The 19,329-nt window shown below is 67.3% G+C and carries 13 protein-coding genes; 10 read left to right on the plus strand and 3 right to left on the minus strand.

What is annotated here, in order from left to right; all coding sequences use genetic code 11:
- From PF66_RS18495 to PF66_RS18540, 10 genes are all read left to right on the plus strand, one after another.
- Positions 1-1,326, plus strand: coding sequence for a DotU family type VI secretion system protein (locus PF66_RS18495; RefSeq protein ID WP_054063481.1), 1,326 nt, complete (start codon positions 1-3; stop codon positions 1,324-1,326).
- Positions 1,323-4,826, plus strand: coding sequence for a type VI secretion system membrane subunit TssM (gene tssM / locus PF66_RS18500; protein WP_054063482.1), 3,504 nt, complete (start codon positions 1,323-1,325; stop codon positions 4,824-4,826). The genes PF66_RS18495 and tssM overlap by 4 nt, the downstream gene beginning before the upstream one ends.
- Positions 4,823-5,476, plus strand: coding sequence for a type VI secretion system-associated protein TagF (gene tagF, locus PF66_RS18505; RefSeq protein WP_054063483.1), 654 nt, complete (start codon positions 4,823-4,825; stop codon positions 5,474-5,476). The genes tssM and tagF overlap by 4 nt, the downstream gene beginning before the upstream one ends.
- Positions 5,477-6,205: a PP2C family protein-serine/threonine phosphatase gene (locus PF66_RS18510; RefSeq protein ID WP_054063484.1), complete on the plus strand. Its 729-nt coding sequence runs from the start codon at positions 5,477-5,479 to the stop codon at positions 6,203-6,205.
- Positions 6,206-6,219: 14 nt separating this feature from the next.
- Positions 6,220-9,321, plus strand: a complete 3,102-nt coding sequence (locus PF66_RS18515) for a serine/threonine-protein kinase (RefSeq protein ID WP_054063485.1) — start codon at positions 6,220-6,222, stop codon at positions 9,319-9,321.
- Positions 9,321-10,037: an ABC transporter ATP-binding protein gene (locus tag PF66_RS18520; protein ID WP_054063486.1), complete on the plus strand. Its 717-nt coding sequence runs from the start codon at positions 9,321-9,323 to the stop codon at positions 10,035-10,037. The genes PF66_RS18515 and PF66_RS18520 overlap by 1 nt, the downstream gene beginning before the upstream one ends.
- The gene (locus PF66_RS18525) at positions 10,037-11,239 is read left to right on the plus strand and encodes an FtsX-like permease family protein (protein ID WP_054063487.1); all 1,203 of its coding nucleotides are present in this window, start codon (positions 10,037-10,039) and stop codon (positions 11,237-11,239) included. Before PF66_RS18520 ends, PF66_RS18525 begins: the two co-directional genes overlap by 1 nt.
- Positions 11,232-12,974: a formylglycine-generating enzyme family protein gene (locus PF66_RS18530; protein WP_054063488.1), complete on the plus strand. Its 1,743-nt coding sequence runs from the start codon at positions 11,232-11,234 to the stop codon at positions 12,972-12,974. Before PF66_RS18525 ends, PF66_RS18530 begins: the two co-directional genes overlap by 8 nt.
- Before the next feature lie 84 nt (positions 12,975-13,058).
- Complete coding sequence (gene tagQ / locus PF66_RS18535; protein WP_054063504.1) at positions 13,059-14,012, plus strand: type VI secretion system-associated lipoprotein TagQ; 954 nt, start codon at positions 13,059-13,061, stop codon at positions 14,010-14,012.
- A gap of 139 nt (positions 14,013-14,151) precedes the next feature.
- On the plus strand, positions 14,152-14,529 hold the full coding sequence (locus PF66_RS18540; RefSeq protein WP_054061280.1) for a hypothetical protein: 378 nt from the start codon (positions 14,152-14,154) through the stop codon (positions 14,527-14,529).
- 125 nt (positions 14,530-14,654) lie between these two features.
- On the opposite strand, the gene PF66_RS18545 is transcribed toward PF66_RS18540, so the two are convergent.
- From PF66_RS18545 to PF66_RS18555, 3 genes are all read right to left on the minus strand, one after another.
- Positions 14,655-16,055, minus strand: a complete 1,401-nt coding sequence (locus PF66_RS18545; protein WP_054061279.1) for an aminoacyl-tRNA deacylase and HDOD domain-containing protein — start codon at positions 16,053-16,055, stop codon at positions 14,655-14,657.
- Between the two features lie 78 nt (positions 16,056-16,133).
- The gene (gene recG / locus PF66_RS18550; RefSeq protein ID WP_054063505.1) at positions 16,134-18,209 is read right to left on the minus strand and encodes an ATP-dependent DNA helicase RecG; all 2,076 of its coding nucleotides are present in this window, start codon (positions 18,207-18,209) and stop codon (positions 16,134-16,136) included.
- A 5-nt stretch (positions 18,210-18,214) separates the two neighbouring features.
- Positions 18,215-19,135, minus strand: coding sequence for a hydrogen peroxide-inducible genes activator (locus tag PF66_RS18555; protein WP_054061278.1), 921 nt, complete (start codon positions 19,133-19,135; stop codon positions 18,215-18,217).
- Positions 19,136-19,329: the final 194 nt, after the last annotated feature.

The raw sequence follows: 19,329 nt of genomic DNA on the forward strand, positions 1-19,329 counted from the left end.
ATGCACTCCAATGAAGATCCGCTGGGCCAGCCAGCCCCGGTACCCAACGACCGTACCCAGTTCATGCCGCGGCCCGGTGGCCGCGAGCCCCAGGCCGCGCCACGGGCCGAGCCGAGCGCCCCGCTGTCGATGCCGGCCGCGCCGCTGCCGATTGGCCAGTCCCAGGGCCTGAACCCGCTGGAAAGCGCCGCCGGCCCGTTGCTGGCGCTGCTCACCCGGCTGCGCAACACCATCGCCCATCCGGCCCCGGCCAGCCTGCGGGCGCAGTTGCTGGGTTACCTGCGGCAGTTCGAGGAGCGTGCCGAGGCCGCCGGCGTGGCGCGCAACGAGGTGCTGCTGGCGCGTTATGCGCTGTGCACCGCCCTCGACGAAGCGGTGCTCAGTACCCCATGGGGCAGTACCAGCGAGTGGGGCAAGCAGAGTCTGCTGATCACCGTGCACAACGAGGCCTGGGGCGGCGAGAAGGTGTTCCAGCTGCTCGAACACTGCCTGCAGAGCCCGCGCGAGCGCCTGTACCTGCTGGAGCTCTTGTACCTGTGCATGTGCCTGGGCTTCGAAGGCCGCTACCGGGTCATGAACGACGGCCGCAGCCAGCTGGAGGCGTTGCGTGAGCGCACCGCCGCGACCATCCGCAGTGCCCGTGGCGAATACGAGCGTGAACTGTCGCCGCGCTGGCGCGGCCTGACCGTGGCCCGCGACCGCCTCAGCCAGTTCATGCCGCCCTGGGTCGGCGTGGCGATCGGCCTTGCGCTGCTGCTGGCCCTGCTGTTCGGCCTGCGCATGAAGCTGGCCGCCGACGCCGAGCCGGTGTTCAAGAACATCCATGCCCTGGGCGAGATCCCGGTGCAGACCATCGACCGGCCGGTGGTACAGCCCAAGGTGGTCGAGCGGCCGCGCCTGGCCGGTTTCCTCGCCGAGGAAATCAGGGCTGGCAAGGTCGCGGTGGAGGACAAGGTCGACCGTTCGGTGGTGACCATCCGCGGCGACGAACTGTTCGCCTCGGGCAGCGCCAGCATCGTCGATGACTTCCAGCCGCTGATGCTGCGCATCGCCGATGCGATCCGCAAGGTCAAGGGCCAGGTGCGGGTCACCGGCCACAGCGACAACCGTCCGATCGCCACCCTGCGCTTCCCGTCGAACTGGGCGTTGTCCCAGGCGCGGGCCGAGCAGGTGCTGCAGATCCTCGCGGCGAAGACCGGCCAGCCCGAGCGCTTCAGTGCCGAAGGGCGCAGCGACACCGAGCCGCTGGCGTCGAACGCCACGGCCGAAGGCCGGGCGAAGAATCGCCGGGTGGAAATCACAGTCTTTGCGGAGGGAGTCGAGTGAAGGCTTTTTTCGGTTTTGTCATTCGCTGGGTGATCCCGGTGCTGGGGCTGATCGCCCTGAGCCTGATCATCTGGTTCGTCGGCCCGTTGCTGGAAGTGCTGGTGCCGGAAGGGCGGCGCTGGGCGCTGATCATCCTGATCTTCGCGATCTGGATCGCTTATCGCGTGTTCCGCCTGATCCAGGCCCGCCGCCAGGCGGCGAAGGTCATGCAGAGCCTGGCCGCGGATACGCCGCCGGATGCGGCCAGCGTCGCCACCGCCGAAGAGCTGGCGACCCTGCGCCAACGCATGGACGAGGCCCTGGCCCTGCTGAAAAAGGCCCGGCTCGGTGGCGACGAGCGCCGTAACCTGTACGAGCTGCCGTGGTACGTGATCATCGGCCCGCCCGGTTCGGGCAAGACCACCGCGCTGGTCAACTCCGGCCTGCATTTCCCCCTGGCCGCGCAACTGGGCGCCGGGGCGATCCGCGGTGTCGGCGGTACCCGCAACTGCGACTGGTGGTTCACCGACGAGGCCGTGCTGCTCGATACCGCCGGCCGCTACACCACCCAGGACAGCCATGCCCAGGTGGACAAGGCGGCCTGGCTGGGTTTCCTCGACCTGCTCAAGACCCAGCGTTCGCGCCGGCCGATCGATGGTGCGTTCATCGCCATCAGCCTGTCCGACCTGCTGCTCGGCACCGACGCCGAACGGGCGGCCCATGCCGCGGCGATCCGCGCCCGGATCCAGGAGTTGTACACCCAGCTCGGCGTGCGCTTCCCGATCTACCTGATGCTGACCAAGCTCGACCTGGTGCCGGGTTTCATGGAGTTCTTCGACTCCCTGAGCAAGGAAGAGCGGGCACAGGTGTGGGGCACGACCTTCACCCTGGACGACGGCAAGAACGCCGAAAGCCCGCTGGTGCACTTCAAGGGCGAATTCGCGGCTCTGGAGCAGCGGCTCAACGAGCGCCTGGTGGAGCGTCTGCAGCAGGAGCGCGACCCGGCCCGGCGTGACCTGATCTATGGTTTCCCGCAACAGTTCGGCGCGCTGCGCGAGTGCCTGCAGAGCTTCCTCGACGGTGTGTTCAAGCCCAACGCCTATGAAGACCGCGCGCTGCTGCGCGGGGTGTACTTTACCAGCGGCACCCAGGAAGGCAGCCCGATCGACCGTCTGATCGGTGCCATGGCCCAGAGCATGAGCCTGGACCGCCAGCACCTGGCCCGCCAGAGCGGCACCGGGCGCAGTTACTTCATCGAGAAGCTGTTCACCGCGGTGGCCTTCGCCGAGCGCGGCCTGGTCGGGGTCAACCCCAAGGTCGAGCGGCGGCGCAAGTGGCTGGCCCGTGGCGTACTGGCGGCGACGGTGGCGGTGGTGCTGCTGGTCAGCACCCTGTGGCTGATCAGCTACAAGGCCAACCAGGCCTATATCGCCCAGGTCGACCAGAAGGTCGCACCGCTGGGCCAGAGCGTGCAGAACCTCAGCCCGGCGCAACGCGACGTGCTGGCGGTGCTGCCGCTGCTCAATGCGGTCCGGCACCTGGCCGGCGATGCGCCGGGCTGGTCCGAGGGGCTGGGGCTGTACCAGGGCGACATGCTCGAGGCCGAGTCCGCCAGCGTCTATCGCAAGCTGCTGATCGCGGTGTTCGCGCCACGTCTGGTGACCCGTGTCGAGGAACAGTTGCGCAGTGGGGGCAGCTCGGACTTCCTCTACGAGGGCCTGAAGGCCTATCTGATGCTGGCCGATAACGAGCACTACGACCCGGAGTTCATCAAGGCCTGGATCGCCCTCGACTGGGACCGCAATCTGCCGCGCGACCTGCCGCCGGATCAGCGTCTGGCCCTGGGCGAGCACCTCAAGGCGCTGTTCGACCGGCATCCGCCGAATGCGCGACTGGACGAGCGGCTGATCGATGACCTGCGGCGGCAGTTGCAACAACTGCCGGTGGCGCAACGGGTCTATGACCGGGTCAAGCGCCAGAAGCTGCCGGCCGGAGTCAGTGACTTCCGCATCAGCGACGCCGCCGGCCGCGATGCCGCGCTGGTGTTCAGCCGCAAGAGCGGCAAGCCGCTGAGCGAACCCCTCAGCGGGTTCTTCACCGCCAAGGGCTACCGCGAGGCGTTTCTGCTGGCCAGCCTGAACCAGGCCGGGACCCTGGCGGAAGAGCAGTGGGTGCTGGGCCGCGATCAGGGGGAGCAGCAGAACGTCGCCAGCCTGGCGGCGGATGTGCGCCGGCTGTACTTCCAGGATTACCTGCGGCAGTGGGATGCGCTGCTGGCCGATATCGACTTCGTGCCGATCACCAGCGTGGCCCAGGCGGCCGACGTGCTGCGGGTGATTTCCGGGCCGACCTCGCCATTGAAGAAGCTGCTGGTGGCGGTGGCCAAGGAAACCGACTTGCAGCAGGAAGAGCGCCTGCTGGCGGCCCAGGGCAAGAAGGTCGACAGCGGCGTCGACCAGATCAAGCAGCGCCTGGGCTCGATGCTCGGTCAGGAACAGCCGGCCAGCGACGCGCCGACGGCACCGGCCGAAGACCCGGTCAGCGCGCATTTCGCCGAACTCAATGCGCTGGTCAGCAAGGGCGAGGGCGAGCCGGCAGCCATCGATGGCCTGCTGGCGGACATGAACGCGCTGTATGTGCAGGTCAGCGCCATGGTCGGGGCCAGTGGCGATGCCCTGCTCGGTGAGGCCAAGAACCAGGCCGCGGGTGCCGCCGCCCGGGTCAGCCTGAATGCCGAGCGGCAGCCACCGCTGGTGCAGGGCCTGGTCAAGTCGGTGGTCAGCTCGACCACCAACAGCATGATGGGCGGGGTGCGCAACCAATTGAACGCGGCCTGGGTCAGCGAGGTGGTGAACGTCTACCGGCAGTCCCTCAGCGGGCGTTATCCGTTGTCCCCCGGCAGTTCCCGGGATGCGACCCTCGACGACTTCGGCCAGTTCTTCGGCGTCGGCGGGGTGATGGACAACTACTTCCGCAAGTACCTGCAACCCTATGTCGACACCTCGACGGCGACCTGGCGCTGGCAGCCGGGGGCGGCGCAGAAGCTGGGGATTTCTCCGGGCGTGCTGCAGACCTTCCAGCGCGCCGCGGCGATTCGCGATGCGTTCTTCCGCTCCGGTGGCACCCAGCCGATCGTACGCTTCGAGCTCAAGCCGGTGGCGATGGATGCTTCGATCACCCAGTTCCTGCTCGACCTCGACGGCCAGCAGATCAGCTACGACCACGGCCCGAGCCGCCCGGTGGCGATGCAGTGGCCGAATCCGGGCAGCATCGGCGTGGTGCGCCTGTCGATCTCGCCTCCTTCGGCCACCGGCCGTTCCGGCGTGACCCTGGACGGTCCGTGGGCCTGGTTCCGCCTGCTGGAGCAGTCGGACCTGGTGGCCGGCAACTCGCCGGACCGCTTCAACCTGCGCCTGCGGGTCGATGGTGCGAGCATCTCCTACGAGCTGCGCGCCAACAGTGCCTTCAACCCGTTCAAGAGCCGCGTGCTCAGCGGCTTCAGCCTGCCGGAGCGCCTATGACGACAGTCGGTTACTACGGCAAGCTGGCCAGCCGCGGCGATTTCGTCAGCCGTGGACTGCCTCAGGATTTCGTGCAGCCGTGGGACGCCTGGCTGGCGTCCGGGCTGCATGCCAGCCAGCAGCAGTTGGGCAGCGAATGGTTGAACGTGTACCTGGTCAGCCCGCTCTGGCGCTTCGTGCTGGCAGCGGGGGTCTGCGGCCCGGAGGCGGTGGCCGGTGTGCTGATGCCGAGCATCGATCGGGTCGGACGCTACTTTCCGTTGACCATCGCCCAGCCGCTGGATGATGGGCATGCCCTGGCGACGGTGGTCGGCGGTGCCGATGACTGGTTCGAGCGGGCCGAAGCGCTGTTGCTGGCGACCCTGGAGGAGGGCGCCAGTTTCGAGGCGTTCGAGCACGGTGTGCAGAACCTCGGCCGGCTGGTGTACGCCAACAAGACGCCGGGCAGCGAGTTCGCCGGTCTGCAGCGCTTTGCCGCGCTCGATGCCCAGAGCCGCGCCCAGGCCCTGGCCGAACAGGCCTGTGTCGGTTCGAGCCTGTGGTGGGGGCGGGGGTCGCAGCGGATCGACGCGGGCCTGATGCGTTGCCAGGGGCTGCCGGCCACCGCCGATTTCGGCAGTTTCCTGCTGGGCAAGGGAGTGGCGAGCTAAATGGCCAATACTCCTGAAATCACCTACAAGTCGGCCAGCTACAGCCATGTCGGCATGGTGCGCCAGATCAACGAGGACGCCTGCCTCGACCTGCCCGATGCCGGCCTGTGGGCCGTGGCCGACGGCATGGGCGGGCATGCGGCGGGCGACTATGTCGCCAGCCTGATCGTCGACACCCTGCGGCGTATTCCGCCGTCGGACTCGCTGGCGATCTACAGCAATGCCCTGCGCACGCGCCTGGCCGAGGTCAACGCGGCGGTTCGCGAAGAGGCCGGCAACCGCGGGGTGTCGATGATGGGCAGCACCGTGGTGCTGCTGGCGGTTCGCGGTGACGCCGCGATCTGCCTGTGGGCCGGTGACAGCCGCCTGTATCGCCTGCGCGATGGCCAGCTGGAGAGCATTTCCCGCGATCACAGCTACGTCCAGGACCTGCAGGACAGCGGCCTGCTCAGTGAAGCCGAGGCACGGGTGCACCCGCGGGCCAATATCGTCACCCGGGCGATTGGCGTCGAGGCGCAACTGGAACTGTCGACGAGCAACTTCCAGGTGCTCCCCGGCGACAGCTTTCTGCTGTGCAGCGACGGCCTGAACAAGACCGCCGAGGACGCCGAGATCCGCGACGTGCTCGCTCATCCGGAACCCTATGCCGTGGTGCGCAGCCTGGTCCACCTGGGCCTGACCCGGGGCGCCCCCGACAACATTACGGCGATCGTCGTCAAAGCCACCTGAAGACACTTCCCCACATGGACATACTGATTCCCGGATTCGACATAGACGGCGAGATTGGCGAAGGCGCCATGGCCACCGTCTATCTGGCGACCCAACGGTCGCTGGAGCGCAAGGTGGCGCTGAAAGTCATGGCGGCCGCGCTGGCTGCCGACCCGACCTTCTGCGAGCGCTTCCTGCGCGAAGGTCGGACCCTGGCGCGGCTGTCGCACCCGCATACCGTGACCATCCACGATATCGGCAATGTCGGCGAGCTGTACTACATGGCCATGGAGTACCTGCCCAACGGCACGCTCAAGGAGCGCATCGCCGCCGGCCTGAGCCCGGAGCAGGGCGTGCAGTACATCCGCCAGATCGCCTCGGCACTGGGCTATGCCCATGCCCAGGGGCTGGTGCACCGCGACGTGAAGCCGGCCAACATCCTGTTCCGCGCCGACGGCACCGCGGTGCTCTCGGACTTCGGCATCGCCAAGTCGCTGGACGACCGCACCCAGTTCACCCAGGCCGGCTTCGCCGTCGGTACGCCGAGCTACATGAGCCCGGAACAGGCGCGCGGCCAGGAGATCGACGGCCGTGCCGACCTCTATGCCTTGGGCGTGGTGCTCTACGAAATCCTCGTCGGCAAGCTGCCCTACACCGGCACCGACGCGCTGTCGACGGCGCTGGCGCACCTCACCGAACCGCTGCCGGAACTGCCGATCCAGCACGGTCGCTACCAGCACATCCTGCAGCGGCTGCTGGCCAAGGATCCAGCGGAGCGCTTCGCCGACGCCGCGGCCTTGCAGGCGGCGCTGGACAATCTGCCGGCCGAGGAGGCGCTGGAGTCGACCCTGATCCAGCCCCTGGCCCTGTCCAAGGTGCCCGAGAAACCGGCGACCCCCGACCTGGGCGGGCTGACGCCGGTCTCGATCGAAATTCCCAACCCGCCGCCGGCGCAACCGGCCTCGCGGCCAACGCCCCAGCCCGCGCCGCCACCGAGTCCACAGCCGGTGCTGCGCGACTCGCAGCAGCGCCGTGGTCCGGTACTGGCCCTGCTGGCCGTCGCGGTGGCGGCGGCCATCGGCGTCGCCGGTGCCGGCTACTGGTGGCTGGGCAGTGACAAACCGCTGAGGGCGCCAGCGACCACCAGCACCACGCCGCCGGCGTCCGGCACGCCGGTGGCGGGGACGCCTGCCCTGTCGAGCACGCCGCCCGCCTCGGACAGGCCGGCAGACCCGGTGAGCACGACGCCGGTTGCCCAGGCTTCGCCGGGCGAGGCGGACGGTGGCAACCGCCCGTTGCTCATGGTCGGCAAGAAAACCCTGTTCCAGCGCGTGTTGAGCCAGCCCGGAGCGCAGTTGTACAACTCGCCCGGTGGCCAGGCCGACAAGGCGCTGCCGGCGTTCTCGGTGCTGTACGTCTACCAGCGCAAGACCGTCGACGGTGCGCCCTGGCTGCGCGTCGGTGCCGCCAGCGACGGGCGCAGCGAAGGCTGGCTGCCGGGCGCCAAGGTCAGCGAGTGGAAGCAGAGCCTGGTGCTCAAGTTCACCGAGCGCTCCGGGCGTGAGCCGGTGATGTTCCTGCGCGATGCCGCCGATATCGACAAGCTGCTGGCCAATCCGGCCTCGGCGAAGAACCTGTTGCTGAACGCGCAGAAGAACCCGGCCGACAACCAGCGGGTGCTGGCCCTGGAGCCGGCGGCCAGCGCGGTGCCGCAGAACCAGTTCTACCTGCTGCCGATCTTCGGTTCGCGGGAAAGCTTCGACGAAAACGGCCAGCCGGTGCAGTTGCTCAATGTCGCCTCGATCGACCCGGGCAGCGCCGCGCAGAAAACCGGCAACGGTAGCGCGGCTGTGGCGACGGCGGACAAGTTCCGCACCGCGATCGTGCTGGTGGTCGACACCACGGTGTCGATGCAGCCGTACATCGACCAGGTCCGCGACGTGGTCCATGAGCTGCAGAGCAAGATCGCCGAGCGCGGCGAGCTGGACAGCGTCAGCTTCGGCATGGTGGGCTTTCGCAACAGCATCCAGAAAACCCCTGGCCTTGAGTACCTGAGCAAGACCCTGATCACCCTCGACCAGGGCCGCGATCCCGAGCGTTTCCTGGAGCTGGCGCGGCAGGTCAAGGCCTCCACGGTGTCGAGCCATTCGTTCAACGAGGACTCGTTCGCCGGGATCATGCAGGCGGTCGACGGCATGGACTGGTCCGGCTACGGCGGGCGCCTGATCCTGCTGGTCAGCGACGCCGGTTCGCTGCGCAAGAACGACCCCTACAGCAGCACCCGGATGAACGAGGCGGAGATCCGCCAGGCGGCGCTGAGCAAGCAGATCAAGATCTATGCGCTGCACCTGCGCAGCGAGGCCGGCAAGAAGAACCACGCCTTCGCCGAGCAGCAGTACCGCACCCTGACCGCCGACGCCAACCCGAAGATCGGCGACCTCTACATCCCGGTCCAGGGCGGCGATGCGCACAAGCTCGGCGAGCGGGTCGAGGAGATCGGTTCGGTGTTCGCCAACCTGGTGCACCAGGTGCGCAGCAACCAGGCCCAGGCAGCGCCGTTGCTGGCTTCGGCACCGAGCCTGGCGGACAAGTCGGCGGCCATCGGTTATGCCATGCACATGGACTTCCTCGGTCGCAAGGGTGCCAGCCAGGCACCGCAACTGGTCAGCGCCTGGACCGCCGACCGCGACCTGACCAACCCGGCGCTGCCGGCGTTCCAGGTCTGCGTGATGCTGACCAAGCTGCAGCTCAACGACCTGCAGCAGTCGCTGAAGCTGATCGTCGATGCCGCCCGCAAGACCCAGAGCTCGCCGAAGGATTTCTTCCAGGAAATCGCCAGCGCCAGTGCCTACATGAGCCGCGACCCCTCGGCCCTGCGCAAGGGCGGCAACCTGGCCGATGGCGGAGTGCTCGGCGAATACCTCGAAGGCCTGCCGTACCGCAGCAAGTCGTTGAGCATGACCCAGGATCTGTGGCTGTCGCTCAGCGTGGCCGAACAGGAGGATTTCATCGACGAACTGGAGTCGAAGATCCGCCTCTACGAGACGTTCCACAACGATGTGGCCAACTGGGTCCGGTTCGGCGATGCCGAGCCGGGTGACGCGCTGTACCGCGTGCCATTGTCGACGCTGCCGTGATGATCAGCCTGCGCGACGTACGCAAGACGCGGGGTGAGGGTGCCCAGCGCTACAGCCTGGTGATCCCGCGCCTGAGCCTGGCGCCTGGGCAGCAGTGGGCGGTGGTCGGCCCCAGCGGCTGCGGCAAGAGTACCTTGCTCGACCTGCTGGCGCTGGTCTCGGCCCCTGACCGCGCCGGGTTGTTCGCCTTCGAGGGGCCCGCCGGCGCGCAGGATATTGCCGCGCTCTGGCGCGAAGGACGGCAGGACGCGCTGGCGCAACTGCGCAGCCGCTATCTCGGCTATGTGCTGCAGACCGGCGGGCTGCTGGGCTTTCTCGACGTGCGCGGGAATATCGAGCTGTCGCGCAAGTTGCTGGGCATGGCCGACGACGGCAGCGTGCGGCGGCTGGCCGAGCAGTTGGAAATCGCCGATCAGTTGGACAAGAAACCCCAGGCCCTGTCGGTCGGCCAGCGTCAGCGGGTCGGCTGTGCCCGGGCCCTGGCCCATGCGCCGCGGCTGTTGCTGGCCGACGAGCCGACGGCCGCACTCGACCCGCTGAATGCCGGGCGGGTCATGCAATTGCTGCTCGGGCAGGTGGCGGAGCAGGGCGCCTGCTGCGTGATCGCCAGCCATGATGAGGTGCTGGTGCGCGACCTGGGCATGAACGTGCTGCGCATTACCTGCCAGCGCGACGCCGATGGCGGCGTGACCGCGACCCTGGGAGGCCAGCCGTGATGCGCGCTTCGCTGGTGGCGGCCCTGGCCTGGCAGGACTACCGCGCCGATGCGCGGCTGTCGGCCTGCTCGGTGTTGGCCCTGGTGGCGGTGATCGCACCCCTGCTGGTGCTGTTCGGGCTCAAGTTCGGCCTGGTCAGCAGCCTGACCGAGCGGCTGGAGCGTGACCCGCTGGTGCGCGAGATCATTCCCCTGGGTGGCGGGCGCTTCGGCGCGGCCTACATCGCCGAGTTGGGGCGCCGCGACGACGTGGCGTTCGCCCTGCCGCGCACCCGGCAGATCGCCGCGACCGCCGACCTGTCGATCAGTCGCCAGGGCCCGGCGTTGAACGTCGAGATGCTGCCGACCGCCGAAGGCGACCCGTTGCTCGGCGGCCTGCCGGCGCCGACCGGGCTGGCGGCGATGCTGTTGAGCCATACCGCGGCGGAAAAGCTCGGGGTCAAGGCCGGTGACTGGCTCGAAGTGTCCTTCGGGCGTCAGGTGGCCGGCCGGGTGGAAAGCCAGCACACGCAGATCCAGGTGCAGGCGGTGCTGCCGCTGGAGGCCTTCGGTCGCGATGCGCTGTTCGCCCCGCTGGCGCTGCTGGAGGCTGCCGAGGATTATCGCGATGGCCGTGGTGTGCCGATGCTCGGCTGGAGCGGCGAGCCGGCCGGTTCCGCCGCGCAGCGGGTGTATCCGGCCTTCCGGCTGTACGCCCGCGAACTTGACGACGTCGAGCCGCTGCGCCGCTATTTCGCCGAACGTGGCCTGCTGGTCTCGACCCAGGCCCAGACCATCGCCCAGGTGCAGTCGCTGAGTCGCAACCTGTCCATCGTATTCTGGATCATCGCCACCCTGGCCCTGGCCGGGGCCTTCGCGGCGATCTTCGCCGGCGCGCTGGCGGCGGTCGAGCGCAAGCGCCGCGAGCTGTCGGTGCTGCGCCTGCTCGGCCTGGGCACCGGCGCCCTGTTGCTGTTCGTGGTGCTGCAGGCGCTCTACAGCGGGTTGTTCGCCGCCGGCTTGAGTGTGCTGTTGTACGTCGTCGCGGAGCAGGGCCTGAATCATCTGTTCGTGCAGGTGGCCGGCGAATACGCCAGCCAGTTGCTAGGGCGCCATTACATGCTGGCACTTTTTTCGGTGTTGGCGGTCTGTGCTCTGGCTGCGGCCCTCGGTGGCTGGCGAGTGGCACAGATAGAAGCTTCGGAAGGAATCAGAGATGTTTAAGCTGCGCAGCGCGGCCTTCATGGTGTTGATCGGCTCCCTGGGCCTTGCTTCTCTGGGGGCAGGCGGCCTGGCGTGGGCCGACGACGACACCAACAAACTGGACAACCCCAAGCCGCTGAGCGGCGATATCAGCCTGCCGCTGCCGTGCGATGGCGAGATGGTGTTCCGCTACGTCTACATCCTCGCCCAAGGCACCCTGGACGACCGCGAGATCAGCCTCGGCTACCCGTTCAGCGAAGACGAGCCGGGCTACAAGCAGTCGTTCATTTCCGGTTACCGCCGGGACTTCATCAACGGCCAGTTCACCCTCAAGGACCTGCCTGCCGATTGGCAGAAGGCGATCTCGCCGGCCCTGCCCAAGACCGATGCCGGCTCGCCGTTGAAACCGATGTTCTATTTCATGGGCAAGTACCCGGTGACGGCGCGCCAGTACGCACTGGTCATGTCCCAGGCGCCCTCGCTGGCCAGTGGCGAACCGGCCCCGGCCTGCGAAGCGCCCGAGGGGATTGCCGGGCGCCTGCCCAAGGTCAAGGTGTCGCGCTTCGATGCCGAGCGTTTCTCCGCGGTCTACAGTGCCTGGCTGATGAAGTACCACCGTGACCGGCTGCCGGTCAGCGGTCGTGGCCGCTCGGCCGAGGACGGTGGCGCCGGTTTCGTTCGCCTGCCGACCGAGGTCGAGTGGGAGTACGCCGCCCGCGGTGCCCAGGCGGTCAGCCGCCAGGAACTGGAAGGCCGGTTGTTCCCGCGCCGGCAGCCGGGCAGTGACACGGACGGCCCGCTGTCCGACTATGCGGTGTTCAACCAGGTCGCCGGCGGCACCGGCCAGGCGCCACGGCTGATGCCGGTAGGCACCAAGCTGCCGAACCCGATCGGCCTGTTCGACGTGATCGGCAACGCTGCGCAGATGGTCCAGGAGTCGTTCCAGCTGGTTCATGCCGGGCGCCGCCAGGGCGCCTACGGCGGCTTCGTGGTCAAGGGGGGCAACTACCTGGAAGGCGAGGGCACGCTGTTCACCGGCATGCGCCGCGAGTACCCGCTGTTCGCCGCCGATGGTACCGAGCAGAGCAACGAGACCACCGGTTTCCGGGTCGCCATCGGCGCGCTGTCGGCGCCGCGCTCGCGCTACAAGGAGCTGTTCGAGCAGTGGCAGAAGGAGGGCCGCCTGGCTGCCCTGACCGATGCCATCGACGACGTCCAGGATCCGACCAAGCGCCTGGACAGCATCATTTCCGGCACCACCGACCCGCGGCTGCAGGCCGAACTGGGGCTGGTGAACGAAGAGCTCAAGCGCAACGTCTCGCTGATCGCCCGCCAGCGCGAGGAAGCGGCCGGCAACCTGATCCAGTCGGCGGCGCTGGTGGCCGAAACCGTCAACAACTACAACATCCGCCTGACCAACCTGAAGAAGAGCCGCCAGCAGGCCGTCGACGCCAAGGACGAGGCCAGCGCCGCGCTGTTCGCCACCGCCATCGACAACGGCACCAGCGCGCTGGACGGCGCGGTGGCGATCTACATCGACAACCTGGCAACGGCCACGCGGTACACCGATGCGGTGATCCAGGCGCAGTTCCAGCGGGTCAAGGAAGAACTCAGTCGCAAACCCGTGCTCGGCAACAGCCTGGTGGCACGGGCGACCCTGTTCGTTCGTCATGTCGGCGATTATCGCAAGCAGCAGCGGGCCGACCCGGCGACGATCTTGAAAGCGTTACTCGCATCCAACGCCCAGAAGCCCTGAGTGTTGGGAATCCGGCGAGTGTAGAGGGGATCCGGGCGGTAGGTGCCGCATCGGCCAAGTCAAACCAAGAAAGGAAACATGAACATGATTTTCTCCAGCAAACCCCTTGTTTCAACCTCGCGGTGCCGCGCCGCGCTGTGGGTTGCCGCCGGATTCAGCACCGTGCTGATGGGCGGTTGCGCCACCTCGCCAACCTCCAAGGTCGGCGCCAGCACCAAGGTCGAGTACTACCCGACCTGCTACGAGCCGGTGCAGCACCTGCGTGCCACCGATTCGGACATGACCCGCTCCATCGCCACCGGTGCGGTGCTCGGTGCCCTGGGCGGCGCCGCGCTCGGCGCGCTGACCGGCGACGATTCGAGCAAGCGCGGCCGTAACGCCGCCATTGGCGCTGCGGGCGGCGCGCTGGCCGGTGGTGCGGCGGGCTACTACACCGAGAAGCAGAAGCAGATCGCCGACGACAAGCAGCGGATCAGCTCCTATGCCGGCGACATCAGCAAGAGCGCGGCCGAGATGGATCGCAACACGGCTTATGCCCGTGCTTCGCAGAGCTGCTACCAGCGTGAGTTCGCCAACCTGGTCTCGGCCCGCAAGGCCAAGACCATCGGCGATGCCGAAGGTCGCAAGCGCCTGGCGGAAATCGTCGCCGGCCTGAAGGAGTCCAATGACCTGATCGTCGCGGTCAACGGTCGCAACGCCGAAGACCTGAACAACTACACCCAGGCCTACGAGCAGGACCTGCGCCAGGTGGGTGTGCAGCGTACCGACGTGGTCACCGTGGCGACCGCCGATACCGATCCGGTGGTCGCACCGACCACCGGCAAGACCAAGGGCAAGAAGCCGCCCGTGAAGGTCGCCAAGAAGCAGCTGCCGACGGTGCCGAGCGAAGCGGTCGCCACCGAGAAGACCCTGCAGGACGCCAATGCCAAGAAAGCGGCGAGCCAGGAAGTCGCCACCGCCGGCCAGTCGCAGGTCAACAGCATGTGCAAGAACCCGGACCTGGGCGACTGGGCTCCGGTCCCCTGCCCGAACGTCTGAGTGACTGCCTGGTCACGAACGTGCTGATATAAGCGGCAAACGCCAGCCGATCTTCTTGCAAACAAGGAGATCGGTGGCGTTCCTCGAACAAACCGCTACACTGCGCCGGCCCTTTCATTTTTCTGCCGAGGCGTTGTGCATGAAATTCCGTTTTCTTCTCTGGGCGATGGGCCTGCTGATGGCCCGGGCCAGTCGCAATAACCCCGCGTTCCAGCAGCAACTGGCCGACAAGGCGCTGGTGTTCCAGCTGCAGACCCTGGACGGCAGGATCGCCCGTCACTTCATCGTCAGGGACCTGCGTATCAGCAGCAAGTCCGGAACCCATCCGGAGCCGGCGTTCGCCATCGGCTTCAAGGATGCCGCGTACGGCTTCGCCACGCTGCAGGCGAAGAACAAGCAACTGGCGTTCATGACGGGGATTCAGGACAAGTCGATCCAGATCAAGGGCAATCCGGCCCTGGTGATCTGGTTCCAGGGGCTGACCAAGTACCTCAAGCCGAAGAAAAAGAAGGCCTGAAGCGTCACCTCTCTTGATCGTTCCCACGCTCCGCGTGGGAATACAGCCCGTGACGCTGTGCGTCACAAGAGCGGACGCCGAGCGTGGGAACGATCGGTGTCCGGGTCTGCAGTCGTCGGGGGGATTCAGTGCTGGCTGAACTGCGAAGCCAGCTCGCGCAGCAGTACTTCGGCTTCGAGCACCTTGTTCACCACGTCCTCGGCCTTGTCGCGGCTCAGGCCCAGGCGATCGAGCAGGGCGTCGGGGATTTCTTCGTCCGGCCCGGAACCGATGTTGCGGCTGCGCAGCAGGCGCACCGCCAGGCACACCAGGTTCGGATACTCGGCATACACGCCATCGTAGTGCGGGTCGTGCTGGAAGCGCAGGGCGGTGGCCAGTTCGTCCGGCATGTCCCAGTAGCGCATCAGCCAGGCGCCGATCTGCTCGCGGCTGATACCCAGCAGATGCTGCTCGACATAGCTGTGGCACAGGTGCGGGTTGACCTCCAGGTGCCGGCAGATCAGCGAGAAATGCGGCGGGAACACGTGGGCCAGCAGCAGGTAGCCGAAGTTGTGCAGCAGGCCGGCCAGGTAGGTCAGGCCGGCTTCCGGGCGCTGGGTGCGCGGCATGGCGCGGGTCAGGCCCTCGATCACCGCGGCGGTGTAGATCGATTGCTGCCAGTACGGCGTGCTGTGCTGTGGCTGGTCCTTGGGCAGGCTCAGGGTCTTGCCCAGGGCCAGGCCGAGCGCCAGGTTGATCACCAGGTCGAAGCCCAGCACCCGTACGATCGCGTCTTCCACCGAGCGGATCTTGCCCGGCGAGGCGTAGTACGGTGACGCCGCCCAGCTCACCACCTGGGCGGCCAGGGCCGGGTCGGTCTCGACCACGCCGGTGATGTCGTCGATGGTTGCGTCAGGGTCGACCCGCAGCTTGATGATTTTCTGCGCAGTCTCCGCCAGCGGTGGAATCTCGATGGTCGCTTCCAGGCGCTGCTGGATGCGCCGGGCGGTGAACACCTGGACCGCCTGGGTGATTTCCTTGCGATCGTCGTCCGGACGGTCGAGGTTCGGACGAATGTTGCCCAGGGCTTCGCCGAAGCTGGCGGCGCTGGCCTTGGTAAGCATGCTCCTGAAGTCGTCGGTGGCGATTTCCAGCAGCAGGCCGGTTTCGCCGGAGTTGATCAGCAGGCTCGGCTCGCGCAGCAGCTGTTCTTCGTACAGGCAGGGCGAACTGGTCAGCGCTGGCAGGCCGGGCAACAGGTGCAGGCTGTGCTTGCCGAGCATGCGCTCCAGGCGTTCGGTCGACACCGCCGTCAGGCGCCGACCGGTGAGTTCGGCCAGGCGGTTGAGGTCGAGCAGTTGGTTCTGCGGGAACAGCACCATGAGCGCACCGACTGCGTCATCGAGCAGCACCGCCTGAACCTTGCGCGCCGCCGGCAGACTCGGGGAGTCGGTGACTTCACGGTAGTTGATGGCGAGCTTGTCGAGCAGCATTCGAACCACAGACGGGGTGTGCGGGGTTGCATCGATGAGGGCAACTTCAGTCATGGTCTGTATCCGGCTTCCTACAATTTCAGCAGTATAACCAGCTTGTCCCGGTCATTGGTCCACGAAATGTGAGGTCTATCACACTTGGCCGTATTGTTGGCCGTGGCGCAGCCAGCGTTCCAGCAGCGGGCTGACGTGCTGCGGCCAGCGTGCCAGCAGGGCTTGAGCCGCATCGCGCACGGCCGGAAGCAGGTCGGCGTCGCGCATCAGGTCGGCGACCTTGAACTGCAGCAGCCCGGTCTGGCGAGTGCCGAGCATTTCCCCGGGACCGCGCAGCTCCAGGTCCTTTTCGGCGATGACGAAGCCATCGTTGGTCTCGCGCATGATCCCCAGGCGCTGGCGGCCGATCTGCGACAGTGGCGGGTGGTAGAGCATCACGCAGTGGCTGACGGCGCTGCCGCGACCGACCCGACCGCGCAACTGGTGCAACTGCGCCAGGCCCAGGCGTTCGGGGTTCTCGATGATCATCAGGCTGGCGTTGGGCACGTCGACACCGACTTCGATCACCGTGGTGGCGACCAGCAGTTGCAGGTTGCCGACCTTGAATTCGGCCATCACCGCGGCTTTCTCCGCGGCTTTCATGCGCCCGTGGATCAGCCCGACCCGCAGTTCGCCGAGGGCGGCGGTCAGCTCTTCGAAGGTGGTCTCGGCGGCCTGGCAGGTCAGTTCCTCGGACTCCTCGATCAGCGTGCAGACCCAGTAGGCCTGCCGCCCTTCGGCGCAGGCGGCGCGGACCCGTTCCACCACCTCGAAGCGCCGGCTGTCGGCGACCAGCACGGTGTTCACCGGCGTCCGGCCGGGTGGCAGTTCGTCGAGGATCGAGGTGTCGAGATCGGCGTAGGCGCTCATCGCCAGCGTGCGCGGGATCGGTGTGGCGGTCATGATCAGCTGGTGCGGGCACATCTGCCCGCCAACGCCTTTCTGGCGCAATGCCAGGCGCTGCTGGACGCCGAAGCGGTGCTGTTCGTCGATGATCACCAGGGCCAGGTTCCTGAACTGCACTTCGTCCTGGAACAGGGCGTGGGTGCCGACCACCATCGGTGTACCGTTGGCGATCTGTTCGAGGGCGTTGGCGCGGGCCTTGCCCTTGAGCTTGCCGGCCAGCCAGGCGGTCTCGATGCCCAGCGGTGCCAGCCAGCGCTGGAAATTGATGAAATGCTGCTCGGCAAGAATCTCGGTCGGCGCCATCAGCGCCACCTGGTAGCCGGCTTCCAGCGCCTGCAGGGCGGCCAGGGCGGCGACCACGGTCTTGCCCGCGCCGACATCGCCCTGGATCAGTCGCAGCATCGGCTCGGGCTGGCTGAGGTCATAGGCGACCTCGTTGCCCACCCGCTGCTGGGCGCCGGTCGGCGGGAAACCGAGGTTGGCGAGAAACTGTGCGGGCAGCCTGCGCGCTTTCGGTAGCGCCGGGGCCCGCAGGGCCCGCAGGCTTTCGCGCAGGCGCTGCTGGGACAGTTGGTGAGTGAGCAATTCTTCGAAGGCCAGCCGATGCTGGGCCCAGTGGTGACCGAGGGCGAGTTCCTCGACGTCGGCATCGGCCGGCGGCTGGTGCAGGTAACGGATCGCATCGTCCAGCGGTGCCAGCTGGTAGTCGCTGGCCAACTCCCGCGGCAGCCAGTCCGGCAGGCTGCGCGGGCCGAGCATGGCCAGGCTCTGCTGGCTCAGCAGGCGCAGGCGTTGCTGGGTCAGGCCCTCGGTCAGGGGGTAGATCGGCGTCAGGGTCTGGTCCACCGGCGGTGGCTCGTCGCCGGTCAGCGCGCGGTATTCCGGGTGGTAGATTTCCAGCCCCGAAGCGCCGGGGCGGGCCTCACCGTAGCAGCGCACATGGGTGCCGCGCTTGAGGCCTTCCTTCTGGGCGTTGCTGAAGTGGTAGAAGCGCAGGCTCAGGCTGCCGGTGCCGTCATTGAGGCGCACCAGCAGGCTGCGGCGCTTGCCCATGACCACATCGGCGCCGCTGACCACGCCCTCGATCACCGCGTCCTGGCCGGGGCGCAGGGCGCCGATGGGAACCACGCGGGTGCGGTCCTGGTAGCGCAGGGGCAGGTGGAACAGTACATCCTGGATGGTTTCCAGGCCGACCCTGGCCAGTTTCTCGGCCATGGCTTCGCCGACACCCTTGAGTGCCGTGACTGAGACCTGCGACAGCTCGGTCACGGCATTCAGCTCGCAACGGGCGGCTTGGCCACCGAGCACAGGCGGATCGAATCGGCGAGGATCTCGATCGCCTTGGGTCGCGGGAAGCTGGCGCGCCAGGCGATGGCCACGGTGCGGAACGGTGTCGGCGGCGTCAGCGGACGCACCTCGATGACGCCGGGCGCATAGTGATGGCTGTCCACGGCCGACAGCGGCAGTACCGACACGCCCAGGCCCGAGGCCACCATGTGGCGGATGGTTTCCAGCGAACTGGACTCGACCGTGGTGTGCTTGGACGCTTCGGTGCCCTTGCCCAGGGTCGGGCAGGCTTCGAGGACCTGGTCGCGGAAGCAGTGGCCTTCGCCGAGCAGCAGCAGGCTCTTGTCGTTGAGCAGGGTACTGTCGATGGTTTCCTTGCGGGTCCAGGGGTGCGTGGCCGGCATCAGCACGTAGAACGGCTCGTCGTACAGCGGCAGGGTCAGCACATCGGCCTCGTTGAACGGCAGGGCGATGATCACCGCGTCCAGTTCGCCGTTGCGCAGCTTGTCGCGCAGCACGTGGGTGAAGTTTTCCTCGATGTACAACGGCATCTGCGGGGCGACCCGGTGCAGTTGCGGGATCAGGTGCGGGAACAGGTACGGGCCGACGGTGTAGATCGCGCCGACCTTCAGCGGTGCGGTCAGCTGGTTCTTCCCGGCCTGGGCCAGCTCACGGATGCCCTGGGCCTGTTCCAGGACCTTCTGGGCCTGGGCCACGATGCTTTCGCCAACCGGCGTCAGGCGCACGGCACTCTTGCTGCGCTCGAAAATCAGTACGCCCAGCTCGTCTTCCAGCTTCTTCACGCCCACTGACAGCGTCGGCTGGCTGACATGGCAGCGCTCGGCCGCGTGGCCGAAGTGCTGCTCTTGGGCGAGGGTAACGATGTAGCGTAATTCTGTCAGGGTCATAGTGGGCGTCCATGAAGTTGCCAACCAAGCATAACGGCTGCAATCGATAGACGCACGTTATCAGGTGAAGGTTTGGTGAAGATTGTCGTCAATGTCGATCGGAGGGGGCGGCAGGGAGGCGCTGTGGAAGCCCGCTCCCACAAGGGGCGAGCCAAAGCCGCTGTCAGTTTCTATATGAAAAAAGGAAGAATCCC

Source organism: Pseudomonas asplenii (assembly GCF_001293465.1).
GTDB lineage: Bacteria > Pseudomonadota > Gammaproteobacteria > Pseudomonadales > Pseudomonadaceae > Aquipseudomonas > Aquipseudomonas fuscovaginae_B.

Coding starts and splice junctions, on each gene's coding strand:
- PF66_RS18510 (WP_054063484.1), top strand. CDS start 5,477: ATGGCCAATACTCCTGAAATCACCTACAAGTCGGCCAGCTACAGCCAT.
- PF66_RS18520 (WP_054063486.1), top strand. CDS start 9,321: ATGATCAGCCTGCGCGACGTACGCAAGACGCGGGGTGAGGGTGCCCAG.
- tagF (WP_054063483.1), top strand. CDS start 4,823: ATGACGACAGTCGGTTACTACGGCAAGCTGGCCAGCCGCGGCGATTTC.
- PF66_RS18515 (WP_054063485.1), top strand. CDS start 6,220: ATGGACATACTGATTCCCGGATTCGACATAGACGGCGAGATTGGCGAA.
- tagQ (WP_054063504.1), top strand. CDS start 13,059: ATGATTTTCTCCAGCAAACCCCTTGTTTCAACCTCGCGGTGCCGCGCC.
- PF66_RS18545 (WP_054061279.1), bottom strand. CDS start 16,055: ATGACTGAAGTTGCCCTCATCGATGCAACCCCGCACACCCCGTCTGTG.
- PF66_RS18525 (WP_054063487.1), top strand. CDS start 10,037: ATGCGCGCTTCGCTGGTGGCGGCCCTGGCCTGGCAGGACTACCGCGCC.
- PF66_RS18530 (WP_054063488.1), top strand. CDS start 11,232: ATGTTTAAGCTGCGCAGCGCGGCCTTCATGGTGTTGATCGGCTCCCTG.
- PF66_RS18540 (WP_054061280.1), top strand. CDS start 14,152: ATGAAATTCCGTTTTCTTCTCTGGGCGATGGGCCTGCTGATGGCCCGG.
- PF66_RS18495 (WP_054063481.1), top strand. CDS start 1: ATGCACTCCAATGAAGATCCGCTGGGCCAGCCAGCCCCGGTACCCAAC.
- PF66_RS18555 (WP_054061278.1), bottom strand. CDS start 19,135: ATGACCCTGACAGAATTACGCTACATCGTTACCCTCGCCCAAGAGCAG.